Origin of the sequence: Mycobacterium sp. RTGN6, from assembly GCF_033804605.1 — a bacterium.
Lineage (GTDB): Bacteria > Actinomycetota > Actinomycetes > Mycobacteriales > Mycobacteriaceae > Mycobacterium.
Genome location: NZ_JAPZKZ010000002.1, coordinates 706,139 through 728,132, shown reverse-complemented (window position 1 = coordinate 728,132; position 21,994 = coordinate 706,139). Strand labels below are relative to the sequence as shown.

Sequence of the window (21,994 nt, the reverse complement as noted above, 5' to 3'; positions counted from 1 at the left end):
CCCACCATGGCGGGGCGCTTCGTCCTGATTCCAGGAGCAGGCGGAAGCGCGTGGTACTGGAGCCTCGTCGTACCCCTGTTGAAGGCCGCGGGCGCCGACGCCGTCGCCGTCGAGTTGCCGGCCGACGACGACTCGGCCGACCTGTTCACCTACGCCGACATCGTGAGCGCCGCGGTGGGCGAGGCGACCGAACCGGTAGTGCTGGTGGCTCAGTCGATGGGCGCGTTCACCGCACCACTCGTCGCCGGGCGGGTGCCGACCGCCCGCATCGTGCTCGTCAATCCGATGGTGCCCCGACCGGGCGAGTCGGCCGGCCAGTGGTGGGCGGCGACGGGGCAGCAGCAGGCCATGCTCGCCAACTTCGATCGAATTGGGTTGGGCGACAGGGGCTTCGACGATGTCGAGGACTTCTTCCACGACGTCCCGGCCGACGTCCGCGCGGAGGCGCTACGTCAGCCCGAGCCGGAACAGTCGGATACCCCGTTCGAGCAGCCGTGGCCGCTGGACGCCTGGCCCGACGTGCCGACCTCGGTGGTGGCCGGCCGCGACGACAGGCTCTTCCCGCTGGACTTTCAGCGTCGCGTCGTGCGCGAGCGGCTGGGGCTCGACGTCGACGTCATGGCGGGCGGGCACCTGAATTCGTTGAGCCAGCCCACAGAACTCGCGCGACGCCTAGTTGCGCTCAGCGTGAGTTGATCGGCGTCAGGTCATCGACGAGCCATCGCTCGCCGTCCTTGGTCAGCGTGACCCGCAACGGGAGCGCGACGTTCACCGGCTGCTTGCCCGGCGCGTTCTGGGTGCCACGCATGATCACCGCGACGACCGCGTCTCCTGGTCCGATGGCCTCCACGCCGGCCGACACGGTGGTCGCCGATACGGACAGGTTCTTGCTCGCCAAATCCTTTGCCATGGCGTCGAATTCGCCGCGGTAGGCGTCAGCGCCCCGCTTCGTCATCATGTCGATGAGGCGGTCGCGCGCGACGTCCGGGGTCTGGGGGCTGAACGTGGCGGAGGCCTCGGCGGCGCTGCTGGCGACGCCAACGACGTCGTCGGCGTCGCGGTGCATGGTCCGCTGCGGCACGGTCCACTGCAGATAGCCGACGACGACCGCCGTCACCAACGCGACGGCGGCCACGGCGGCGATGCCCAATCGCAGCCCCGGCCCGTCGTCATCGGTGCCCACCGTGACGCCGTCGCGGCGGAACAGCACGGTGTTGACCACGATGCCCTCGACGATCAGCAGGCACAGCACCGAGCACAGCGACACCCACCACAGCGGCCAGGCCAGGGCGACGCCGACGTACAGCAGTCCCGCGATCGCCGCGAGCGGGGCGAGCACGTCGAACGCGAGCACCCGCAAACCATTTCTTGAAAACAACCCAAGCCTCATCGGATGGTCTCCAGGCTGGACACCAGCGGCTTGCCCGCGACGTCGGAGATGCCCAGCCGAAGCGTCCAGTGCACCGTCAGCGGCTGCGCTCCGGCGTTCTGGCTCACCGACGTGGCCACGACGATCACCGTGTCGGTGCGCGCCGCGACCGTCGACAACTCGGGCTGTTGCGGTGGCGAGATGCCCGCGTCGCCGGGCGTCGCGTGATGCAACGACTCGATCGCGACCGACTCGACCTGACCGACCGTCTGCGACTGGAGCTTCTGCACCACCTGGCTGAACGGCTCGACGGCCGACTCGAAGTTCGCGTTGAGTTGCCCGACGGTGCCCTCGTGCAGCTTCTGCATGCTCGAGGCGACGGTGTCGGAGTTCATGTTGATCAGCACGCTGGTCCACTCCGCAGCGGACGCAAGCACGGTGGTCTGGTGGGCGCGTTCGTCGACGTCCTCGCGGTGCCCGTTCCAGATCAGCACCGCGAGCACCACCGCGACCACGGCCACCACCCCGAGCACCGCCGCCGCGATCCCGAAGCCGGTGAACACTCCTTCTGCAGGTCGCCGGGCTTCGTCGGCTGGCTCGTCTGGCATGGGCGTGAGGCTACCTGGCGCGCAGGCGCGGTTTCGCGCGCGTCTGGAAGGATGGTGGAGTGACGGTAGAAGCCTTGAGTTCCGGAATCGACCTGACCCACGTCGACTCGGACGCCCGCCCGCAAGACGACCTGTTCGGCCACGTCAACGGCCGCTGGTTGGCCGACCACGAGATGCCTGCCGACCGGGCCACCGACGGGGCGTTCCGGTTGCTCGCCGACCGCGCGGAGGAGCAGGTCCGCGACCTGATCACCGAGGCCGCCGCGACGGACGCTCCGGCCGGCACCGACGAGCAGCGCATCGGCGACCTGTACGCCAGCTTCATGGACACCGACGCCGTGGCGCGCATCGGGGTCCGACCGCTACTGGACGAGCTGGCCGACGTCGACGCCGCCACCGGTCCCGACGGACTGGCCGTGGTGCTCGGCGGGCTGCAGCGCACCGGCGTGGGTGGCGGCACCGGAGCGTACGTCGATACCGACTCGAAGAACTCGACGCGCTATCTGCTGCACCTGTCGCAGTCGGGCATCGGGCTGCCCGACGAGTCGTACTACCGCGACCCGCAGCACGCCGCGATCCTGGCGGCCTACCCCGGGCACATCGCGCGGATGTTCGCACTCGTCTACGGACCGTCGGACGCCCATGCCGACACGGCCGCGCAGATCGTCGCCCTTGAGACCAAGATCGCGGCCGCGCACTGGGACGTCGTCAAGCGCCGCGACGCCGACCTGACCTACAACCTGCGCACGTTCGCCGAGCTACCCACCGAGGCGCCGGGCTTCGACTGGGCCGGCTGGGTCACCGCGCTCGGGACGTCGCCAGAGCGGGTCGCCGAGGTCGTCGTGCGGCAACCCGACGCGCTGACGGCATTCGCCGCGCTGTGGTCGGGTGAGGACTTCGAAGACTGGAAGCGTTGGCTGCGTTGGCGTTTGATCAGCGGGCGCGCCCCGCTGCTGACCGACGACCTGGTCGACGAGAACTTCGACTTCTACGGCCGCACCCTGTCCGGCACCGAGGCGCTGCGCGACCGTTGGAAGCGCGGCGTCGGACTCGTCGAGAACCTGATGGGCGACGCGGTGGGCAAGCTGTACGTGGCGCGGCACTTCCCGCCCGACGCCAAGGCCCGGATGGACGAGCTGGTGGCGAACCTGCGCGAGGCCTACCGCGTCAGCATCACCGACCTGGCTTGGATGACGCCGGAGACCCGCGGGCGGGCGCTGGAGAAGCTCGACAAGTTCACCCCGAAGATCGGCTATCCCGCACGCTGGCGCGACTATTCGGCGTTCGTCGTCGAGCGAGCCGACCTCTACGGCAACGTCCAGCGTGGGGGCGTCGTCAGCTCCGACCGCGAGCTGGCCAAGCTGGGCGCCCCCGTCGACCGCGACGAATGGTTCATGACCCCGCAGACCGTCAACGCGTACTACAACCCCGGCATGAACGAGATCGTCTTCCCGGCGGCCATTCTGCAGCCGCCGTTCTTCGACGCCGACGCCGACGACGCCGCCAACTACGGCGGCATCGGCGCGGTGATCGGCCACGAGATCGGGCACGGGTTCGACGATCAGGGCGCCAAGTACGACGGTGACGGCAACCTCGTCGACTGGTGGACCGACCGCGACCGAGCCGAATTCAGCACGCGTACAACGGCGTTGATCGAGCAGTACGAGCACTTCGTGCCGCGTCAGCTCACCGACGGGCAGCACGTCAACGGCGCGTTCACGGTCGGCGAGAACATCGGCGACCTCGGTGGGTTGTCGATCGCGCTGCTGGCCTACGAGTTGTCGCTCGAGGGCCGCGAGGCGCCGGCGATCGACGGCCTGACGGGCGTTCAGCGGGTGTTCTTCGGCTGGGCACAGGTGTGGCGCACCAAGTCTCGCGACGCGGAGGCGCTGCGCCGGCTCGCCACCGACCCCCACTCGCCGCCGGAGTTCCGGTGCAACGGCGTGATCCGCAACATCGACGCATACTACGACGCGTTCGACGTGAGCGATGACGACGCGCTGTACCTGGATCCCGCTGCGCGGGTGCACATCTGGAACTAGGCCCTTCGGGCTAGCGCTATGGCGTCGTCAGACCTGCCAGTCCTGGGCGCCGTCGGGCTGGTTGTAGGTGCCGACGGAATTCTTCACGACGATGGGGTCGCCGCTGCCGAAGTTGTCGTAGAACCACTGCGCGTTGGCAGGAGCGAGATTGATGCAGCCGTGGCTGACGTTTCGCTTGCCCTGGTCGCCGACCGACCACGGCGCGCTGTGCACGAAGTTGCCGCTGTTGTCGATGCGGACCGCGTCCTGAACCTTGATCTTGTAGCCCTCCGCCGCCGTGCTCGGCACGCCGTACGTCGCGGAATCCATCACGATGTCGGCGAACTTCTCCAGCACGTAGTACGTGCCGTTGGGGGTGGCGTGGCTTGGCTTTCCCATCGACACCGGGAAGGTCTTCTCGACCGTGCCGTTGCGGACGATCGTCATCTGGTGCGTCTTGTCGTCGATGGTGGCCACTAGGGATTCACCGGTGCGGAAGGTCGACTTCGTGCCCCCGGCGTCGATGAGCACGTTGGTGTTCGCCGGCCAGAAGTCGATCGGGCGCCACCTCAGCTGGGTATCGCTCGCCCAGTAGAACTTGCCGGGGACCGGTGGCACCGACGAGATGTGCACGGCGTCCTGGGCCAGCTGACGGTTGGCAATCGGCCGGGCAAAGTTGATGTAGATCGGCTTGGCCACCCCGACCATCGACCCGTTGCTCGGGTTGAAGGTCGGCGGCGCGAACACCGGCTGGCCGGTGTAGGGCGTCGGGTTCTGTCCAGCCGGCGTGCCTTCGGGGATGACCGTGGGTTGGGCGGCGAACGGATCCGCGGGCGGCAGCGGCGCCAGCGGGTCGACGGGCGGCAGAGCCAGCGGGTCGACGGGTGGCGGCGGCGGGGCCAGCTCCGGTGGCGGAGCGGGCTGCTCCGCGGGGGGTGCGTCGATGGCGCCAGGGTCGGGATTTACCTCGGGATCGGCCCAGGCAGTCGGCCCACCGATGGCCATTCCACCGACCAGTCCGGCCGCGACGATCGCGGTGGCCATTCTCCGCAAAATGCGCTGCGGCATGCGTCACCTCCATTTTCACAACTCGTTCCAGTGTGGCACAACGCGACGACCGCCCTTTGCCAGCCAAGCTCGCCCCGACCACCCGATCACTCGATCGGCACCGTGCTGAACTGCGGTGTTGTTCGCTCGGTCGCGACGGATTGTTACCTGCAACCCACTCTCCGTCAGCGGTTGGTAACGGAATTCCGCGTCACTGCGTTGCACCGCGGGTACGAATTCGCTTCAGAAGGGAATGCGATGGTTGCGATACCCGAAGGCTACGAAGATCTGCTGGAACGCCCGCTCTACGGGCACCTGGCCACTACCCGCCCGGACGGCACCGCTCAGGTCAACCCGATGTGGTTCGACTGGGACGGCGAACTCCTGCGGTTCACCCACACGAACAAGCGTCAGAAGTACCGCAACGTCACAGCACACCCACAGGTGGCAATGTCGATCGTCGACCCGGATAACCCCTACAAGTACCTCGAGGTGCGCGGCGACGTCGTCGAGCTGGTGCCCGATCCCGAAGGCGACTTCTACATGCACCTCAACGACCGCTACAGCGGTCCGTTCACCCAGCCGCCGCCGGACCATCCGGACCGGGTCGTGATCGTCGTACGCCCGACGGGCTACGCCAAGCAGTGAGCGTCAGTCGACGCTGAGCTCCCAGCGCCACACGGTGCCCTGCTCCTCGTCGGGCACGTCGCCGACGAAGTCGAATCCGACGCGTCGCAGCACCCGGGTCGACGGGTTCACGTCGGCCAGGGTGTGCGCGATGACCGTGTGCACCGATCCCGTCGCGGTGGCCTTCTCGACCATGGCCCGCGCGGCAGCGGTGGCGTACCCGTTGCGACGGAACTCCGGCGCGATCTCGTAGCCGAGCTCGACGACGCCGTCCTCGGGCGGGCCCACGAAACCGCCCGAGCCGACGAGGCGGTCGTCAGCATCGAGGAACAGGTGCAGCCACCAGGCGGCCTGATCGGGCCGCTCGCGCAGCTTGTCGATGGTGAACTCGATGCCCTCGGGGAACTCCGGCCACCCCTGCGGCACCGGACTGCCGACCAGTTCGCCGAACTCGCCCGGATCCCGTTGGTACGCCTCGAGCAGCTCGAGCGTCGCTGCCACGAGCCGGATCTCGCTCAGGAGCGCACCAACCGGGCGATGGCGGCCGACGCCTCCGCGAGCTTCTTTTCGGCTTCCTCGCCGCCCTCGGCGACGGCGTGGGAGACGCAGTGCCCCAGGTGCTCGTCGAGCAGGCCGAGCGCCACCGACTGCAACGCACTGTTGACCGCGCTGATCTGGGTGAGCACGTCGATGCAGTACTTGTCGTCCTCGATCATCTTCGCGACGCCGCGCACCTGACCCTCGATACGGCGCAGGCGTTTCGCATAGTTGTCCTTGTTGGATGAATATCCGTGCGGCGCAGCGCCTTCCGGTTCTTCGGTCACCATTAGCCTCCCAACATCTGCTTCATCTGGGTGATCTCTGCCTCCTGGCCCGTCACGATCCCCTGCGCGAGTCCCTTCGCGTCGACGTTCGTGCCGTCGGCGAGTTCGGTCTTGGCCATCGCGATGGCTCCTTCGTGGTGGCCGATCATCGACTGCAACCACAGTGTGTCGAACTCGGCGCCCTTCAGCGACTCCAACTTCGTCATGGTGCCGTCGTCCGTCATGCCCGGCATCTGCATGCCGCCCGTGTCGTGGCCGTCGTGGCCGGCCGGTGCCTCTCCGCCCGTCCACTGCACCAGGAAGACCTTCATGGTCTCGATCTCCGGCCCCTGCGCCGCCGAGATGTCGGCGGCCAACTTGACCAGTTCGGGGTTGGTGGAGCGCGAGGGCACCATCGCCGACATCTCCACGGCCTGCTGATGGTGGGGAATCATGTCGGTCGCAAAGGCCACGTCGGCATCGTTGAAGTCGGCGGGCTTGGTGACCACTGTCGAGGTGTCCGCCGATGCGCTGTTCGTGCCGTGCTGGTCGGGGGCTGCGCTGCTACAGGCGGACAGGAACAGGACGGTGGCCAGCGCGGCCAGGACGGCGAGTAGTGACTTCATGACGTCCACCGTACCGGATACCCCACCGGGGTATCGAAATCCGTTTGGTCGGCCAGCAGGCCAAAGGCATACTTAGCCCATGCCCTCAGACTCCACCCCCGACATCAAACCGCGTAGTCGCGACGTCACCGATGGCCTCGAGAAGGCTGCCGCCCGCGGGATGCTCCGGGCCGTAGGGATGGAGGACGCCGACTTCGCGAAGCCGCAGATTGGCGTCGGTTCGTCATGGAACGAGATCACACCATGCAACCTGTCCCTGGACCGGCTTGCCAAGTCAAGCAAAGAGGGCGTGTTCGAGGCCGGCGGGTTCCCGATGGAGTTCGGCACCATCTCGGTGTCCGACGGCATCTCGATGGGGCACGAGGGCATGCACTTCTCCCTGGTGTCTCGCGAGGTCATCGCCGACAGCGTCGAGACCGTGATGATGGCCGAGCGCCTCGACGGCTCGGTGCTGCTGGCCGGCTGTGACAAGTCGCTGCCCGGCATGCTGATGGCCGCTGCCCGGCTCGACCTCGCCAGCGTGTTCCTCTACGCCGGGTCGATCCTGCCCGGCAAGGCCACGCTGACCGACGGCACCGAGATGGACGTGACGATCATCGACGCGTTCGAGGCCGTCGGCGCCTGCGCGCGCGGCCTGATGTCCCGCGCGGACGTCGACATCATCGAGCGCGCCATCTGCCCGGGCGAGGGTGCCTGCGGCGGCATGTACACCGCCAACACGATGGCCAGCGCCGCCGAGGCCATCGGCATGTCTCTGCCCGGCAGCGCTGCCCCACCGGCCACCGACAGGCGTCGCGACGGATTCGCCCGCCGGTCCGGCGTCGCCGTCGTCGAGCTGTTGCGCCGCGGGATCACCGCCCGCGACATCATGACCAAGGAGGCGTTCGAGAACGCCATCGCGGTGGTGATGGCGTTCGGCGGATCCACCAACGCGGTGCTGCACCTTCTGGCGATCGCCTGGGAGGCCAACGTGAAGCTGACGCTGGACGACTTCACCCGGATCGGGCGCAAGGTGCCGCACCTGGCCGACGTCAAGCCGTTCGGCAAGCACGTCATGTTCGACGTCGACCGCATCGGTGGCGTGCCCGTCATCATGAAGGCGCTGCTGGATGCCGGTCTGCTGCACGGCGATTGCCTCACGGTGACGGGCAAGACCATGGCCGAGAACCTCGCGCACATCGCCCCGCCCGATCCGGACGGCAAGGTGCTGCGGGCGCTGTCCAACCCGATCCACCCGACCGGCGGCATCACGATCCTGCACGGGTCGCTCGCGCCGGAGGGCGCGGTGGTCAAGTCGGCCGGCTTCGACTCCGACGTGTTCGAGGGCACCGCAAGGGTTTTCGAGCGCGAACGGGCCGCACTCGATGCGCTGGAGGACGGCACCATCACCCACGGCGACGTCGTCGTCATCCGCTACGAAGGCCCCAAGGGTGGTCCCGGCATGCGCGAGATGCTGGCCATCACCGGCGCCATCAAGGGTGCGGGACTCGGCAAGGACGTGCTGCTGATGACCGACGGCCGGTTCTCCGGCGGCACGACGGGCCTGTGCGTCGGCCACGTTGCCCCCGAGGCCGTCGACGGCGGGCCCATCGCGTTCCTGCGCGACGGCGACCGGATCCGGCTCGACGTCGGCAAGGGCACGCTCGACGTGCTGGTCGACCCCGACGAATTCGAGTCGCGCAAGGCGGGTTTCGAGCCACTGCCGCCGGTCTACACCACCGGCGTGCTGGCCAAGTACACCAAGTTGGTGCACTCCGCGGCCACCGGCGCCGTCTGCTCGTGACGCTCGCCTTCCTGCTCACCTCGCTGGTGGTGGTCGCGACGCCGGGCTCCGGCGCGCTCTACACCGTGGCCACGGGTCTGGCGCACGGGACGAAGGCGAGTGTGCTCGCCTCCGCAGGGTGCACGCTGGGCATCGTGCCCGCCATGCTGGCGGCGGTCACGGGCCTGGCGGCGATCATGCACAGCAGCGCGATCGCGTTCCAGACCATCAAGTGGGCGGGCGTGGCCTACCTGCTGTATCTGGCGTGGATGACCTGGCGCGACAAGTCCGAACTGGTCGCCGGCGCAACCGATTCCGAACGACCAGGGCCGTGGCGCATCACTTGGACGGCGGTCGCGGTCAACGTGCTGAACCCGAAGCTGACGATATTCTTCTTCGCGTTCCTGCCGCAGTTCATCGACCCCGGGAGACCTCCGGTCGGTCAGATGCTTTACCTCAGTTCGGTTTTCATGGCGATGACGTTCCTCGTCTTTGCGCTGTACGGAGCGTTCGCGGCCGGCGTGCGCAATCACGTCATCCGTCGACCGCGTGTGGTGACATGGATGCGCCGCACCTTTGCCGCGACGTACGTGGCGCTTGCGGCCCGGATGGCGGCGACGGCGCGGTAGCGCCGAGCGTTGGGCACAATCGGGCCTGTCCGGCCGGGAATGCGTTCCGGCCGGCCACTCGCACCTGGCTAGTGAGTTACGGGACTAGCCGTGGCGGGCTTCGGAATCGCGGACGCGCATTCCGAAGTACACGGCGTTTAGGCCAAGCACCGTGATCAGCACACCGCAGATCACATGTGACCAGACCATTCCCGCGGTAGGCGACGCGACGAATATCCACGGCGAGGCGATGAGCCATAAACCGAAGACGGGCAGCGTCCACGTCATGCCGTGGGTACGGTCCAGTGCCGAACCGAAACACATTGCCAGAACGGCGACGGTGATTCCTACGATCAGATCGTTGAAGGGCAGCCGCGTGTAGGCGTCGAAGCCGAGGATATACGGTGCCAGGGCAACGTATACCGCCGTCAGCAACGTCAGACCGAAGGTGCCTTGCGCGGTCATCGACTCGGCGGCGCGGTCGTAGCTCGCGCGCAGAGCCAATATGTCAGGATGCTGATCGATTGATGTATGGGCCGTTGTCATTTTGTTTCCTTTCCGTTATGCAGCAAGCTTTTTGAGGCTTGCTGCAACCCCATTCATCACTGTCCAAAGTACGCCGGGTCACACCGGCCAGCAATCATGTTCCGGCCACAATCAGCTCGCGCCGACGGATTCGTAGAGCGCGGGCAGGAAGCCGGCCAGGTGGTTCATCTCCTGCGGCCAGGAGATGTGGTTCGTCGACCAGATCGAGTCATCGCACCGGCTCCGCGCCGTCTCGGCCGTCGGTGTGCGATTCCCGTTGCACGACACCGCCAACGGGATCGCCGGCCGCATCGCGGGCGGTCAGGTGGTGGCCATCTCGGTACCCGCGCCGACCGATCGGTTCAACACCGGACGCGACCGCATCGTCGCCGCGCTACGAGAAGCGTCGACGTCAGCGGTCTGGCGCTAGACCAGGTGCTCGCCGAAGAACGCGAGGATACGGCGCCAGGCGTCTTCTGATTCCGGCTGCGAATAGGCGAACCCGGCCCTGCGTACGACGACTTGCAGCGGTGTCGGCCCGCCCCAGTCGTTCATGAAGGAGTGCCCGACATCCGGATACTCCTTGACGTCGTGCGGAACGCGTCCCTCGGTCAGCAGGCCCTCGAGCTTGGCCGCTGCATCGGGCAGCGTGCGGTCCTTGGCGCCGTAGCTGGCGACCATCGGACACGACCTGGTCAGCGCGGAAGGATCGTCTTCGTCGGGCCAGACGCCGTAATTCGGTGCGGCCGCGTCGAACACACCCCGCGGAGCCAGTAACAGGCAGAAACCCCCGCCCAGACAGAACCCGACGATTCCGACCTTTCCAGTGCTTCGCGGATCGGCGGCCAAGTGATCGCGGGCGGCGATGAGATCGTCGACGGCAGGCCCGCTGCCGTTCGTCAGCGATCGCATGGTGGCGACGACACACTTGGGTTTGAAGCCGCGCCCGTACAAGGCAGGCACGATCGCCAGATAGCCCGCGCTGGCGAAGCGGTCGGCGATGCCTCTGATGTCGCGGGTCATGCCGAACGCGTCATGGACGACCACGACGCCCGGCCATGGCCCGGCACCGTCGGGAACCGCCTGGTAGGCGGGCAGCGGCCCGGCAGGAGCGGGATAGGTGATGTCGGGCAAGTGTGCGTCTCCTATTTCGCGACCGTCATCACGAACATATCGCGCACGGCGAGGGTCGGTGGCTGTGGATGACTGCGATCGAGCGATCTCACATCCGACCGCTCGGCGGCGTCTACAGGATGTGAGTGTGCAACCGTTCGAGGACGTGGTGGCCGAATACGGTCCGATGGTGCTGCGTGTCTGCCGCGCCGTGCTCGGGCCGGTCGATGCCGACGACGCGTGGTCGGAGACATTCCTTTCCGCGCTGCGCGCTTATCCGGACCTGGATTCGACGGCCAACGTCGAGGCCTGGCTGGTGACCATCGCTCATCGCCGCGCGATCGACGTTGGACGCAGAATCTCGCGGGCCCCCACGCCTGCCGAGCACTTGCCCGAGGAACTCCCGCAAGCCGGGAACCCGGCGGCTAACGACCCCGACCTTTGGGCGGCCCTTGAATCGCTCCCCGAAAAGCAGCGCAAGGCCGTCGCCTACCACCATCTCGCCGGATTGCCGTACGCCGAAGTCGCTGAGCTTCTTGGTAATTCCCCGACTGCCGCACGACGAGCCGCCGCGGACGGCATCAAGACCTTGAGAAAGAACTACCGGAAGGACAAGCCATCATGAACCTCACCGAGCCCCGAGACGTCCTCGACGTATTGCGCAAGGACGACCCCAACGCCATGGCCCGACTGCATGGTCGCCTCGAACGAGCCGCCGAACAGGCGGACCTGCTGGACATCGCGTACCGGACGCTGGACACGGCACTCGGATCACTGCTGCTCGCGGCGACGCCGGTCGGCTTGCTGCGCGTGGCATACGCCAGCGAGGACCACGATGCCGTGCTCACTGCGCTCGCCGACAAGGTGAGTCCGAGAATCCTGCGCGCACCCACCCGGCTGGATGGCGCCGCACGTGAAGTCGACGAGTACTTCGCCGGGACCCGCACCCACTTCGACCTGCCACTGGACCTGCGGCTCGCGGAGGGTTTCCGCCGCGAGGTGATCGAACACCTTCGGGAAATCGGCTACGGACGCCGAGAGAGCTACGCCACAGTCGCGGCCGCGATCGGCCACCCTCGTGCCGTGCGTGCCGTCGGCAGCGCCTGCGCCCGCAATCCGCTGCCGGTTGTCATTCCGTGCCATCGGGTGGTCCGCACCGACGGTTCGATCGGCCAGTACGTCGGCGGCGTCGACGCCAAGCAGACGCTACTGACGTTGGAGGCAGCATGACCTCGACCATCTCGAAAACAGTTGTGGCAGAGCGTATTCTCGATCTGGACTGGTCCACGCTGACCGATGAACTCGACGCGTTCGGCTGCGCGCAGACCGGCCCGATCCTGACGCCGGCAGAATGTGCGGAGTTCACCGCGATGTGGGATGACGAGGGGCGGTTCCGCTCGACCATCGACATGGCCCGGTACCGGTTCGGGCAAGGCACCTACCGCTACTTCGCCAACCCCGTGCCCCAGTCGATCACGACGATGCGCTCCGCGTTCTATCGTCAGCTGCTGCCGATCGCGCGCGACTGGGCCGAGCGGCTCGGCGACCCGGCACCCTGGCCTGACGAGTTCGAAGACTGGATCGACGCCTGCCACGCGGCCGGGCAGCGCAAGCCAACCCCAATTCTGTTGCGCTACACCGCTGGCGACTGGAACGCGCTGCACCGCGACCTCTACGGCGACCTCGTCTTTCCGCTGCAGGTCGTGGTAGGGCTGGACCGACCAGGCGTCGACCACACCGGCGGCGAGTTCCTACTCGTCGAACAGCGCGCCCGAGCACAGTCGAAGGGGGCGGTGACGGTGCTCGAACAGGGGCATGGCCTGATCTTCACCACTCGCGACAGGCCGACTCCCACGAAGCGAGGTTGGTCACGATCGCCGGTGCGGCACGGGGTGAGCCGAGTCCGGTCGGGGCGCAGACACACCCTCGGACTCGTGCTCCACGATGCGCAATGAGCTAGGACTCGGGGCCAACCACCGCGACCGCGAAACCGTCCCAGCCCTTGGTGCCGACGGTCTGGATGGCTGCGGTGTCCAGCCGCGGGTGCTCCCCCATCATCACGAACATGTCGCGCACCCCGCGAGCCTGATGATCGTCGGAGGCAGGGTCGAGCACCCGGCCCATGCGGGCGATGTTGTCGACGACGATGACGGCGCTCGGCTCGGCGAGCGTCACCGCCCACTCGACGTAGGCCGGGTTGTTCTCCTTGTCGGCGTCGATGAAGAAGAAGTCGAACCGGTCGCCGCGGTTGGCCAGTCGGGGCAGCGTGTCGAGCGCAGCACCGACGATGATCTCGACGCGCTCGCCGACGCCTGCGCGGTCGAGATTCACCCGCGCCACGTCGGCATGGGCCTGCTCGTACTCCAGCGTGACGACCTGCCCGCCGGGACCGACCCCACGTGCCAGCGCGATGGTGCTGTAGCCGGCGAGCGTACCGATCTCGAGCACGCGACTGGCTCTGGCGATCCCCGCCAACAGCGACAGCAGCTTCGCGTGCTGCGCGGACACCTCGATCTTCGGCATGCCCGCCGCGTCGGCGGCTTCTCGCGCCGCGGATAGCGCCGCGTCCTCGGTGTGCAACAACCGACCGAACATCGCGTCCAAGGCCTGGGGTTCGGGCTCGCTCACGTCCCCCACGTTAGTGGCGCAACGTACGTCAGGGACACGTCTGCGGTTCCAGCTTCTCACTGCGGAGCACTCCGGGCACCCTCATGAGCTTGCCCGGTCCGAGGTCGAACGCAATGGTGCCACCGTCCGCATCGGTGACCCTGTCGTTCAGGTAGGTGACCGCGCCCGAGCGGGTGTCGACGACAGTGGCCCGGGTGTCGGTGTCCTGGCGACCCCGATCGATGATCACGTACGGTCCGACCACGTGCACCGGTGGCAGCCAGTCCGACTTTCCGACCACGTCACCCGTGACGCGGACCAGACCGGACTCCGGCGACCACCACGCGACGCCGGTGGTGCCCTGCCCAAGTCCGGTGAGCCACGCATACGCCGTGCCATCGGTGGCGAGGCTCAGCCGATCGGGGCCGTCACCGAGCGCGTCCGTGACCGGGGTCGGTAGCGAGGCGGGTACCTTGACCTCGCTGCGCTCCCACATCTGGTCGTTCGAGTAGCTCCGTCCTCCATCGGCGACGAAGGTCAATCCGACTGCGCTGGAACGCAATGCACCCATGTTGCCCTTTTCGAGGTCGACCACCGCGCCGGTGGCCGGGTCGAAGGACGTCAGCGTGCCGTTGCTACTGGCGTAGGCGTCGTGGGTGATCCAGTAGACCTTGTCGCCGAACAGGGCCACCGAGTCGATCGTCGGGCCACCCGAGGCGTAATCCTCGTCGGACCGCTGCACCACGGTCCGCGCCGGCCCGCCCTGACGGTCGAGCACGTCGACGCGGATCAACGTCGGCAGCACGCCGTTGGAGGTGCGCGGGATGCGGTCCACCCCGACGACCATCCAGCGCTTGTCCATCGCGACGAAGCCGATGTTGTTGCGGTTGGGCTCCGGGACCGGATAGATCTCGTCGATCGACCCGTCGACGTTGATCAGCAGCAGATCGCGCGTATCGCCGTTGTCGCGGACGGCGGCGACCTCCCCCGCAGGCCCGACGTCGCCTGGGACCGTTGACACACCGCCCGTGTTCACCTCGCTGGCGTCGATCGCGTCCTGCCAGGCGGCGGGCGGCGGGGTCTGGCAGTAGGGCCGCACCACCGGCGGCGCCGCCACGGCGGTAGTGCTGGGTGCTGCCGTCGCGCTGGAGGTCGCCGACGGCTCGTTCCGGTCGGAGTCACACGCACTCGTCAGCGTCAGCAACGCTATGACCACGGCGGAGCCGGTCCTCATCGACGTCATTTGGTCGAGTGTGCTCCGACATCGATGGTCACGGAAAGGCTTTCGCGCGTTGACGGCGACGTCAACGCGAGCTCAACGCACGCCTTCCTTGGCGTACACCACCCGCAGCACGTAGCCGACTTCGGCGCCCATCACCGCGGACGCCAGTTCGCAAAACGTCGCGACGAACTCCGGGCCGTGGGGCGGGGCGGCCTGCGCCACGTGGTGAGCGAGCTCGTGCAGCAGGGTTTCTGTGGACATACGAGGTGTTATGTTCGAGCAGTTTATCTCCGATGAGGGGGGCGCTGTGTGCGTCAGTTGGCTGACCGTGCTTTCCGGGGGTGGATCGTCAGCTCCGCCGCACTTCCTCCCCGAGTTGGCGTGGTTCGACTCGCTCGAAGATCTAGAAGCACAAGCGGGCATAAGGCCTGGCACCCCGGTAGTCATCGACCTAGCGCGATTACGCGCCGACCCCGAGAGATACCGGACAGAACGCGTCTTCACCGAGTTCCTACGGACCTCTCGTTGGTCACGTCTCAAGCAAGGCACACGTACCACCTACGCGACCGTGTACCCCCCAATCATCCGCTGGCTCGCAAACCGTTCCCTCCCAAAGGCACTACATGAGATGGACGCAAACGACCTCGGCGAGTGGAAGGAGTGGCGCACCGATCCCGTCCGCAATGAGAGGTCCATCAGTGGGGCGACATGGAACAAGGAAGTTGCGGCGCTCTCCCTCTTCTTTCAGTGGGCGGTGAGGAAGCGATACACGGTCGAGAATCCCATTGAAGAGTTCGGACCGAGTCTCAAATTCAAGGATTCAAACACGACCCGAGCCAAGGTAGGCGGATGGAGGAGTAAGAACGCTCGGATTCGCCGTGTCGATTGGATCGAGCCTGAGACCTTTCGCCTCTGGTCCAATGTGGCGTTCAGGGGATACGCGGTATCAACCAGCCATGACAACAAGCTCATCGGCGCGGGGGAAGACGCATCTTTCCGAGGCCGCAACACGCAACGCAACGCAACATTCGTTGAGACGCTTTACTTCTGCGGCACACGCGAAGGCGAAACGAGCCTCCTGCTGACCTTAGAGTTACCCCAGAACGGCACCAGTGCATTCGCCGAGATGCCCTTACCAAGTTCCATCACGAAGCCGGGACGCTCGCGCACGATTGTCATGCCTTGGTTGGTCCACGGGCTACTGCGACGATACGTCCAGCAGGACCGACGTAGAGCAGTAGCGCTGGGGAAACGGCACGGCTACAGCGACGTCAGGTGGCACAGGATCACGGACCATCGAGTCAGGCGCGGGCAACTCGAGATCCAGATCGATGGTCGCAAAACCTGGGTGAATCACGACCAACTGTCCGGACCTGCCCGGCGGTGGCTGTTAGCGGAGACAGAGGATGGCTGGGAACCAGCCATGCTGTGGCTCACCGAGAGCGGACTGCCCGCCGATCAGCGCAATATGACCAAGGTAGTTCAACGCGCAACCCAGAGATGGGACAGTTCCTGCAAGACAGCAGGTTTCGTCGGCAGTGTTCCGTACCCGACGGCGAAGACATTGCGATACTCGTTCGCCTTGAACTGGCTCATCGCATGGCACAAGGTCATTGATGAGGAACTGGGATCACCGCCTGCCGCCTACAGCCCAAGCAGGTACGAGGACGCCTACACGGCTGTCCAATGGCAACTCGGGCATCGCGACCTACAAACGACGATGGATGCGTACCTGCTCGCAGTGAAGGAACTGCGTGGTATCAACATCTTTCGCGAAGCAACGTTCAAGTCCGTCTACGAGGCGCTGCACGCCCGTCATGAGAGCGTCCTACCAGGCTTGGACCATCGGGCAGGCCTCCGTGACTAGTGGGCGCTTCGCGTCGTTACCTGACGGACAACGCAAGGACCGAGTGAGCGCGGATGGCCTAAGTGTGACGATCTGGGACGAGAACGGCACCAAACACATGGCGCTGGACTTCGTGGCCGAGGCTGGCTCCAAGGAGATTCGCAAGCAATGGGTTGCCTGCATAGCTAACCTCAACGGGCCCGCCGGCTCATGGCGTTCGATTGAAAGTGCACGCGCCAGTTCGTCGCGCAGTCGTGTGTTCCTCAGGTGGGCATCCGAGCGCGGAATTGACAGCCTCGACTCCCTGACTGCCGATGATTGGTTCGAGTTCGTCGCATGGATTCGTGACACTTACCGGGACAAGGCCACGAAGACCCGGAATTCTCGACTGCTCGCGGTGCGCACCTTACTTGTGCGACACGGCGGGCTGTCCTACGACGTCGGGCAGGCGCTCTCCCAGCGGTACCTGGAGACCCCGGAGACAACCCTGGCCGATCACTACACCGCTCGCGAGCTTCAGCAGATTCGATCCAACGCAACTCGGGCCTTACGCATTGCATGGCGCCGGATCGAGCCCAATTGGGCGCTGGCACAAAGGCGGAAGGAATTGGTTCCTGCAGAACAACACCCCCGTTGGGAGGCACTCCATGCGCTACTTCGCGCACCCCACAAGCGTTTGAACAGAGACAACGGTCACGCGCTCGGTCTCGTCGATCGGTACGCAAACGTTCGGATGGAGGAGGCACGGTCATTGCTCTTCCTCACGACGAACGAAGGGCTAGCGGCTTATGGCGCAATCGTTGCTGCGACGGGAGAGAACTCATCGACTACATCACGGCGACGGACGCCGAGCACCGCTGCGTCAGCCGGCTCAGAGAGCCTCACGATCTTCACCTCCGAGCGAGACAAGCGGCGCCGCAGCGGCGGCAAGTCGTTGATGGCGGAAAATGTCGGCGCCGCGTCTCCCCTGGGTAAGCTCCTGCAACTGGTCATGGACTGCACGGCCGCAGCGCGGCGATCTGCTCATATCAATCCGGAAGCGCTGCTGGACAATTACCCGAGCGCACACCAGTCGGCGAAGGAGTCATCCCGCGAAAGCCTAATCTTGTTCCTGAGGCAGAACGGCGTGCTTGTGAATAGTGTCTCTCACGTTCCCAAGTCGCTCGACTGGATGCCGACCGGGCTGCACCTAGACCTGAGACGACTTCACCGGACTTACCTAACGCGTGTGGCGCAGCGCCCTGTGGACAATCGGTATCTCACGTGGATTGATGCCTACATCCTCAAGGACCCCGAGAGGATTCAAGAACTGGAGGACATTCACCGCGCCGCGCAGCAGAAAGCCCTCGATGCGGTGCGAGGCCTCGCGGTGCGACTCTTGACCGAAGAAGAAGCTGCAGGAGAGGGTCTCGACACCACACCCACCGCCAAGGGCACGCGATGTCAGGACATCCTTCACAACCCTGAGACAGGCACCTACTGCTCAAAATCGTGGCTCTCTTGCTTGGGCTGCAAGAACGCCTACATAGTCATGAGCAATCTTCCCCCACTCATCGCGTTGTTTGATCTGCTGGACATTAAGCGCCGAGACGATGACGACCGAGAGCGCTGGCGCAGGCAGTACCTCATTCCATGGCAGCAACTCAGGGCGATTCTGGCCGACGTAGACCCGGAGACCATCGCTGCGGCACGCGCGAAAGCCAGTCCTGAGTTGAGGTCACAAGTCTGGACAACGGTCATCGGGAACGGGGGCGAGTCATGACGCAACCTTTGGCTGTCGGCTCACCTGCATCCTGGAACGATGGCGCTCCTGTTATCGCGAATGCCAAGCGCATCCTCCGCGAGGAAGCACCAATCCCCACCTTCAACGAGAACGTATGGAACCTGGCGGCAATGGCACCACCGCGGCAGCGCCAGGCTCTCGTCTGCAACTTCGACTCGATCCCTCGCAAGTTCAGGCACCCTCTCAAGAAGGCCGTGTGGTTCCTCATCAATGACGGAAAGCCCGAGCAAGCAGTTCGACGGGGCGGCACGAATACCAAAAGTTGGGTCACGGCCGGCGCCATCTCGCAATTCGTATTTCACATCCGAGCGATTCTCACCTACGTCGCAGAGGAGACGCCAGAGGTCCGTTCACTGGGCGGGATTGTCAGCCAAACCATGGACGCGTATGTCGGCAGCCTTGAAGGAAAGCTTGATCCACGCTCCGCAACCATGCATTACGGGAGTATTCGACTTCTCCACGACCTCACGGCAAACCTCTCTGCAAGCGAGAGACTTACCGCCCCGTCATGGGTCGATGACAAAGTATTCGTGACCCGCAACGGCCCCTCCGACAACGCAACGCCACCCATGCCGGACAACGTTCTTACACCGATGCTTCTGTGGTGTGTGGCGTTCGTCGAGCAGTTCGCCGACGACATCCTGTCGGCACAGGATGCGATCAATGCGTACGTGCCTGCCACGGTGCAGGACACCCCTATGAGTAGACAACAGGCCAAGGACCTCGTAGTTGCGTGGACGAAGCACCACGACCTTCTGCCCCGCACCGACATCGGTGGCGGAATCGCCGTGACCTACATGACATTCATGCTGAATTGGTCCATACGCTTTCAACGCAGTGGTCTACCCAAGCTTCTGATCCGCCACCCGGAGATAACGGTCAGCAAGGAGTCTTCATGCCCTGTTCCCACTCCGGTAATCGGGAAAGTCCATGGCAAATGCTGGCAGCCCGAAGGCCTTGACTTCTATCGTGTGACCGCGCACCAGATCGATCTACAAAGCGCATGCATGTTTCTGCTTGGCCTGAACTCATCAATGAGATCGGATGAGTTGCTCGACCTCCAGCTGGAAACACGACAAGATGACGGGATAGGCAAGCCCGTTACTGAACGCATCGAAGCCCCCGACGGTCAGGTTCGACATCTGTTGCACGGGAGGACATTCAAGGGCCAGGACGGCGTGGACGGAACTCAACGAGCAGACGGAGTCGTACGCACATGGGCTATCACAGAGCTTGGCGCGACTGCCGTCAGCGTCCTTGAACGGCTCAACGGACGGCACGGACGGCACGGACGGCTCTTCGTGCCAGCCCGGACATCCACCACAGACCGTGCCGCTCGATCACCTACCACAGGATGGGCAGTCGGCAACCTGCGGAAGTTCGTAACGCGAATGCGCTGCCTCGCAAAAGAACTAGCGCTTCCCGATGAGTACTTCTTCCCTGACGATGCCGAAGACTTCATGACTCTCAGGGTGCTTCGCCGCACCTCCGAGGTCCTCACCCAGCAAGAGATCGGCGGCGTACTTGCCGGCGCACATCAAGCAGGACACCGCCTCCGCGACCCCTACGACACCCGGGTCACAGAGGGCTACGGCGGACTCGCCACACAATCAAAGCTGGGACACCGTAGGTCAGATCGCACCGGACAAGCCATTGCACACTTGGTTGTCGAATCGCGCCAAGGAGTTATCGGTGGACCCGCAGCAGATCGCGCCGTCGACGTGGCGAACCTGGCTGCAGCGGAGTTGGAGTTGGTCGATCCCGCCAACCTGATGACCCCGGTACTCAGCAACGAGTGGAGGCGGATTACGAAGTCGATCGGACAATCCGTCTACGAGGTCCCGTTGGCCGGCGGCACGCATGCCTACTGCATCTTCCACCTACCGTGGTCGGCCTGCACCAAGGAGGGCGAGGAGCCCGACGTTGCCGGCTGCAAGATCGCCTGCCCAAACAAGGCACTCACCATGGATTCCGTCCGAGGGCTACAGCAACGCCAGCAGGAACTGGAAGCATCGAAGCAAGGCGCCACCACCGAAGAGGTCATTCGGGCTGACCACCTCATCAACGCATACAAGGAACAGATCGCCGACTCGGGGATTCCACTGGCACACAATAGGAAGGCCGGTCGCCGGAGATGACCCTCCATCGCGACACGATCCCCCTGGTCGCGGCCGAAAACGATGCCGAGCGGAAGAAGATCGTCGCCGCTATGCGCCGGCTCCTCATCACCGGGAAACCCCGCGTTGTAGCCCCCGAAGACCGCCTTGTGATTGACACGCTTCGCAGGGAAGCGAGCGTGACCCGGTCGGCTCTCACGCACAGGCATATTGATCTCAAGGACTTGTTCCTCGATTGCGTCGCGGAACGGCAGCAGGAGGCCCGAGACCTTCGCCCCCCGAACGTGATAGCCCTCGAGAAGCAGCTCGACGAGCTTAAGGCACGGAACCGCGACCTTCAGACGCGTGCCACTCATTGGGAGGGTGCAGCCCGCGACCTCGCACGAACGGTTGCCGCCCTACAGATGCTCTACACCACAGCCAGCGCACGCCTGGACGCCGTCATCGCCGATGTTGCTCTCGAGACCCTCGAGCCGGCGCCGGGCCCGAACGTCTCCCCCATCGGCGGCAGGCGCCGGAAGTGAGCGCATCAGCGGTCTACGGAGCCGAACACCAATGGTCCGCAGTACTCGACAGGGGCGGAATTGTTAACTTCCACGGTTCGCACATATACGTTCCAATACAGAAGCGATTCGCCGACATACCTTCGATACAGAGGTACGTCGACACGGTGCTAGCAATGGACTCCGTCCGCGACAAGTACCCCAACGCCGGTCCGGTCCGCGTGAGAGAACGCCGTGGGCAACATAGCGCGCACTACGAGCCTTCAACCGCAATCGTGGCGATTCCCATGGGGGACAGAGTCTTTGGTCGTGAGAGCACCGTGTTGCACGAGTTGGCTCACCACGTGTCGGTGAGCGAGGGACTTCCTGCTACGCCGAGCGGGACCCGATGGCATGGAACGGAGTTCCGCGACGCGATGCTCTTCTTGGTCACCATCGTGTTGGGGGAAGCTGCGGCACTCCTTCTCCGCGCTGGTTACCACTCTTCGGGAGTTCGCGGCGGATAGCGCCCCGGAATCCCTTCTCTAAGGGCAACTTCGAGCTGGCAGCCGTGAGGCGTGTCGGATCGCCTATTCCGGCTCCTCCTTCCACAAGGAGGGGTCAAGTGACGCACCTCGATGTCCATTGACCGAGCGTATCTTGCCTGACTCCGGTCATTTTCGTAGTCGGTGCGCCGTTCAGCCCTCCGCGCTGTTGACACGATCGTCCAAGCATCGAACACCGAACTGTCATAGGTCGCTGAGTGTGTCGTCGAAACGGCGCCGCGCTGTTGCGCATGCTCCATGGCGTCGATCGGAACATGCGTGA

23 protein-coding genes and 2 pseudogenes are annotated in these 21,994 nt (G+C 65.3%); 14 read left to right on the top strand and 11 right to left on the bottom strand.

Annotated elements, in window-relative coordinates; genetic code table 11:
* Positions 1-6 precede the first annotated feature (6 nt).
* Entirely contained in the window at positions 7-696 is a 690-nt protein-coding gene (locus SLQ33_RS07590; protein ID WP_319453180.1) for an alpha/beta hydrolase, read from the top strand.
* Here SLQ33_RS07590 and SLQ33_RS07585 read toward each other — a convergent pair.
* Both SLQ33_RS07585 and SLQ33_RS07580 read right to left on the bottom strand, forming a co-directional pair.
* On the bottom strand, positions 683-1,390 hold the full coding sequence (locus SLQ33_RS07585; RefSeq protein ID WP_319453179.1) for a hypothetical protein: 708 nt from the start codon (positions 1,388-1,390) through the stop codon (positions 683-685). The two genes, SLQ33_RS07590 and SLQ33_RS07585, sit on opposite strands and share 14 nt — an antisense overlap.
* Complete coding sequence (locus SLQ33_RS07580) at positions 1,387-1,977, bottom strand: hypothetical protein (protein WP_319453178.1); 591 nt, start codon at positions 1,975-1,977, stop codon at positions 1,387-1,389. Before SLQ33_RS07580 ends, SLQ33_RS07585 begins: the two co-directional genes overlap by 4 nt.
* A 59-nt stretch (positions 1,978-2,036) precedes the next feature.
* On the opposite strand from SLQ33_RS07580, the gene SLQ33_RS07575 reads away from it, so the two are divergent.
* Positions 2,037-4,019 (top strand): M13 family metallopeptidase, encoded by a 1,983-nt coding sequence (locus tag SLQ33_RS07575; protein ID WP_319453177.1) that lies wholly within the window; start codon positions 2,037-2,039, stop codon positions 4,017-4,019.
* A gap of 27 nt (positions 4,020-4,046) precedes the next feature.
* Here the strand turns inward: SLQ33_RS07575 and SLQ33_RS07570 are convergent, their stop codons facing one another.
* Positions 4,047-5,066, bottom strand: coding sequence for a L,D-transpeptidase (locus tag SLQ33_RS07570; protein ID WP_319453176.1), 1,020 nt, complete (start codon positions 5,064-5,066; stop codon positions 4,047-4,049).
* Between the two features lie 237 nt (positions 5,067-5,303).
* On the opposite strand from SLQ33_RS07570, the gene SLQ33_RS07565 reads away from it, so the two are divergent.
* Positions 5,304-5,693: a PPOX class F420-dependent oxidoreductase gene (locus SLQ33_RS07565; protein WP_319453175.1), complete on the top strand. Its 390-nt coding sequence runs from the start codon at positions 5,304-5,306 to the stop codon at positions 5,691-5,693.
* 3 nt (positions 5,694-5,696) lie between these two features.
* On the opposite strand, the gene SLQ33_RS07560 is transcribed toward SLQ33_RS07565, so the two are convergent.
* The 3 genes from SLQ33_RS07560 to SLQ33_RS07550 are packed head-to-tail and all read right to left on the bottom strand — an operon-like array spanning position 5,697 to position 7,101.
* Positions 5,697-6,173 carry a GNAT family protein gene (locus SLQ33_RS07560; protein WP_319453174.1) on the bottom strand — a complete coding sequence of 159 codons (477 nt, stop codon included), beginning with the start codon at positions 6,171-6,173 and terminating at the stop codon, positions 5,697-5,699.
* Between the two features lie 14 nt (positions 6,174-6,187).
* A complete protein-coding gene (locus tag SLQ33_RS07555; RefSeq protein WP_413467595.1) occupies positions 6,188-6,499 on the bottom strand; it encodes a metal-sensitive transcriptional regulator in 312 nt (103 codons plus the stop codon).
* Positions 6,499-7,101 carry a DUF305 domain-containing protein gene (locus SLQ33_RS07550; RefSeq protein WP_319453172.1) on the bottom strand — a complete coding sequence of 201 codons (603 nt, stop codon included), beginning with the start codon at positions 7,099-7,101 and terminating at the stop codon, positions 6,499-6,501. The genes SLQ33_RS07555 and SLQ33_RS07550 overlap by 1 nt, the downstream gene beginning before the upstream one ends.
* A 79-nt stretch (positions 7,102-7,180) precedes the next feature.
* Between SLQ33_RS07550 and ilvD the strand changes: the two genes are divergently transcribed.
* Positions 7,181-8,884: a dihydroxy-acid dehydratase gene (gene ilvD / locus SLQ33_RS07545; RefSeq protein ID WP_319453171.1), complete on the top strand. Its 1,704-nt coding sequence runs from the start codon at positions 7,181-7,183 to the stop codon at positions 8,882-8,884.
* Complete coding sequence (locus SLQ33_RS07540; RefSeq protein ID WP_319453170.1) at positions 8,881-9,492, top strand: LysE family translocator; 612 nt, start codon at positions 8,881-8,883, stop codon at positions 9,490-9,492. The genes ilvD and SLQ33_RS07540 overlap by 4 nt, the downstream gene beginning before the upstream one ends.
* Positions 9,493-9,576: 84 nt before the next feature.
* Here the strand turns inward: SLQ33_RS07540 and SLQ33_RS07535 are convergent, their stop codons facing one another.
* The gene (locus SLQ33_RS07535; RefSeq protein ID WP_319453169.1) at positions 9,577-10,017 is read right to left on the bottom strand and encodes an SPW repeat protein; all 441 of its coding nucleotides are present in this window, start codon (positions 10,015-10,017) and stop codon (positions 9,577-9,579) included.
* Positions 10,018-10,192: 175 nt separating this feature from the next.
* On the opposite strand from SLQ33_RS07535, the pseudogene SLQ33_RS07530 reads away from it, so the two are divergent.
* A pseudogene (locus tag SLQ33_RS07530) lies at positions 10,193-10,426 on the top strand (IclR family transcriptional regulator); the annotation flags it as partial.
* Here the strand turns inward: SLQ33_RS07530 and SLQ33_RS07525 are convergent.
* The gene (locus SLQ33_RS07525) at positions 10,423-11,130 is read right to left on the bottom strand and encodes a dienelactone hydrolase family protein (RefSeq protein WP_319453168.1); all 708 of its coding nucleotides are present in this window, start codon (positions 11,128-11,130) and stop codon (positions 10,423-10,425) included. The pseudogene SLQ33_RS07530 and the gene SLQ33_RS07525 overlap by 4 nt on opposite strands.
* A gap of 127 nt (positions 11,131-11,257) precedes the next feature.
* Between SLQ33_RS07525 and SLQ33_RS07520 the strand changes: the two genes are divergently transcribed.
* The 3 genes from SLQ33_RS07520 to SLQ33_RS07510 are packed head-to-tail and all read left to right on the top strand — an operon-like array spanning position 11,258 to position 13,064.
* Positions 11,258-11,734, top strand: coding sequence for a sigma-70 family RNA polymerase sigma factor (locus tag SLQ33_RS07520; RefSeq protein WP_319453167.1), 477 nt, complete (start codon positions 11,258-11,260; stop codon positions 11,732-11,734).
* Positions 11,735-11,790: 56 nt separating this feature from the next.
* Complete coding sequence (locus SLQ33_RS07515) at positions 11,791-12,339, top strand: methylated-DNA--[protein]-cysteine S-methyltransferase (RefSeq protein WP_413467607.1); 549 nt, start codon at positions 11,791-11,793, stop codon at positions 12,337-12,339.
* Positions 12,336-13,064 (top strand): 2OG-Fe(II) oxygenase, encoded by a 729-nt coding sequence (locus tag SLQ33_RS07510; RefSeq protein ID WP_319453165.1) that lies wholly within the window; start codon positions 12,336-12,338, stop codon positions 13,062-13,064. The genes SLQ33_RS07515 and SLQ33_RS07510 overlap by 4 nt, the downstream gene beginning before the upstream one ends.
* Position 13,065: 1 nt before the next feature.
* Here SLQ33_RS07510 and SLQ33_RS07505 read toward each other — a convergent pair whose 3' ends face one another.
* The 3 genes and pseudogenes from SLQ33_RS07505 to SLQ33_RS07495 form a co-directional block, all read right to left on the bottom strand.
* Complete coding sequence (locus tag SLQ33_RS07505; protein ID WP_319453164.1) at positions 13,066-13,737, bottom strand: O-methyltransferase; 672 nt, start codon at positions 13,735-13,737, stop codon at positions 13,066-13,068.
* A 28-nt stretch (positions 13,738-13,765) separates the two neighbouring features.
* On the bottom strand, positions 13,766-14,959 hold the full coding sequence (locus tag SLQ33_RS07500) for a hypothetical protein (RefSeq protein ID WP_319453163.1): 1,194 nt from the start codon (positions 14,957-14,959) through the stop codon (positions 13,766-13,768).
* Positions 14,960-15,031: 72 nt separating this feature from the next.
* Positions 15,032-15,184, bottom strand: a pseudogene (locus SLQ33_RS07495) (TIGR04338 family metallohydrolase); the annotation flags it as partial.
* 382 nt (positions 15,185-15,566) lie between these two features.
* On the opposite strand from SLQ33_RS07495, the gene SLQ33_RS07490 reads away from it, so the two are divergent.
* From SLQ33_RS07490 to SLQ33_RS07470, 5 genes are all read left to right on the top strand, one after another.
* Positions 15,567-16,805, top strand: a complete 1,239-nt coding sequence (locus SLQ33_RS07490; RefSeq protein ID WP_319453162.1) for a hypothetical protein — start codon at positions 15,567-15,569, stop codon at positions 16,803-16,805.
* Between the two features lie 64 nt (positions 16,806-16,869).
* A complete protein-coding gene (locus SLQ33_RS07485; protein WP_319453161.1) occupies positions 16,870-18,546 on the top strand; it encodes a hypothetical protein in 1,677 nt (558 codons plus the stop codon).
* Positions 18,543-20,705, top strand: coding sequence for a hypothetical protein (locus SLQ33_RS07480; protein WP_319453160.1), 2,163 nt, complete (start codon positions 18,543-18,545; stop codon positions 20,703-20,705). Before SLQ33_RS07485 ends, SLQ33_RS07480 begins: the two co-directional genes overlap by 4 nt.
* Complete coding sequence (locus tag SLQ33_RS07475; RefSeq protein ID WP_319453159.1) at positions 20,702-21,208, top strand: hypothetical protein; 507 nt, start codon at positions 20,702-20,704, stop codon at positions 21,206-21,208. The genes SLQ33_RS07480 and SLQ33_RS07475 overlap by 4 nt, the downstream gene beginning before the upstream one ends.
* Entirely contained in the window at positions 21,205-21,693 is a 489-nt protein-coding gene (locus SLQ33_RS07470; RefSeq protein WP_319453158.1) for a TIGR04338 family metallohydrolase, read from the top strand. Before SLQ33_RS07475 ends, SLQ33_RS07470 begins: the two co-directional genes overlap by 4 nt.
* The last annotated feature ends 301 nt before the right edge of the window (positions 21,694-21,994 follow it).

What these genes read in the sequence shown, in the direction of transcription:
- SLQ33_RS07590 (WP_319453180.1), top strand. Translation starts at nt 7, where the DNA reads ATGGCGGGGCGCTTCGTCCTGATTCCAGGAGCAGGCGGAAGCGCGTGG.
- SLQ33_RS07585 (WP_319453179.1), bottom strand. Translation starts at nt 1,390, where the DNA reads ATGAGGCTTGGGTTGTTTTCAAGAAATGGTTTGCGGGTGCTCGCGTTC.
- SLQ33_RS07580 (WP_319453178.1), bottom strand. Translation starts at nt 1,977, where the DNA reads ATGCCAGACGAGCCAGCCGACGAAGCCCGGCGACCTGCAGAAGGAGTG.
- SLQ33_RS07570 (WP_319453176.1), bottom strand. Translation starts at nt 5,066, where the DNA reads ATGCCGCAGCGCATTTTGCGGAGAATGGCCACCGCGATCGTCGCGGCC.
- SLQ33_RS07565 (WP_319453175.1), top strand. Translation starts at nt 5,304, where the DNA reads ATGGTTGCGATACCCGAAGGCTACGAAGATCTGCTGGAACGCCCGCTC.
- SLQ33_RS07555 (WP_413467595.1), bottom strand. Translation starts at nt 6,499, where the DNA reads ATGGTGACCGAAGAACCGGAAGGCGCTGCGCCGCACGGATATTCATCC.
- SLQ33_RS07550 (WP_319453172.1), bottom strand. Translation starts at nt 7,101, where the DNA reads ATGAAGTCACTACTCGCCGTCCTGGCCGCGCTGGCCACCGTCCTGTTC.
- ilvD (WP_319453171.1), top strand. Translation starts at nt 7,181, where the DNA reads ATGCCCTCAGACTCCACCCCCGACATCAAACCGCGTAGTCGCGACGTC.
- SLQ33_RS07535 (WP_319453169.1), bottom strand. Translation starts at nt 10,017, where the DNA reads ATGACAACGGCCCATACATCAATCGATCAGCATCCTGACATATTGGCT.
- SLQ33_RS07515 (WP_413467607.1), top strand. Translation starts at nt 11,791, where the DNA reads ATGGCCCGACTGCATGGTCGCCTCGAACGAGCCGCCGAACAGGCGGAC.
- SLQ33_RS07510 (WP_319453165.1), top strand. Translation starts at nt 12,336, where the DNA reads ATGACCTCGACCATCTCGAAAACAGTTGTGGCAGAGCGTATTCTCGAT.
- SLQ33_RS07500 (WP_319453163.1), bottom strand. Translation starts at nt 14,959, where the DNA reads ATGACGTCGATGAGGACCGGCTCCGCCGTGGTCATAGCGTTGCTGACG.
- SLQ33_RS07490 (WP_319453162.1), top strand. Translation starts at nt 15,567, where the DNA reads ATGGACGCAAACGACCTCGGCGAGTGGAAGGAGTGGCGCACCGATCCC.
- SLQ33_RS07480 (WP_319453160.1), top strand. Translation starts at nt 18,543, where the DNA reads ATGACGCAACCTTTGGCTGTCGGCTCACCTGCATCCTGGAACGATGGC.
- SLQ33_RS07475 (WP_319453159.1), top strand. Translation starts at nt 20,702, where the DNA reads ATGACCCTCCATCGCGACACGATCCCCCTGGTCGCGGCCGAAAACGAT.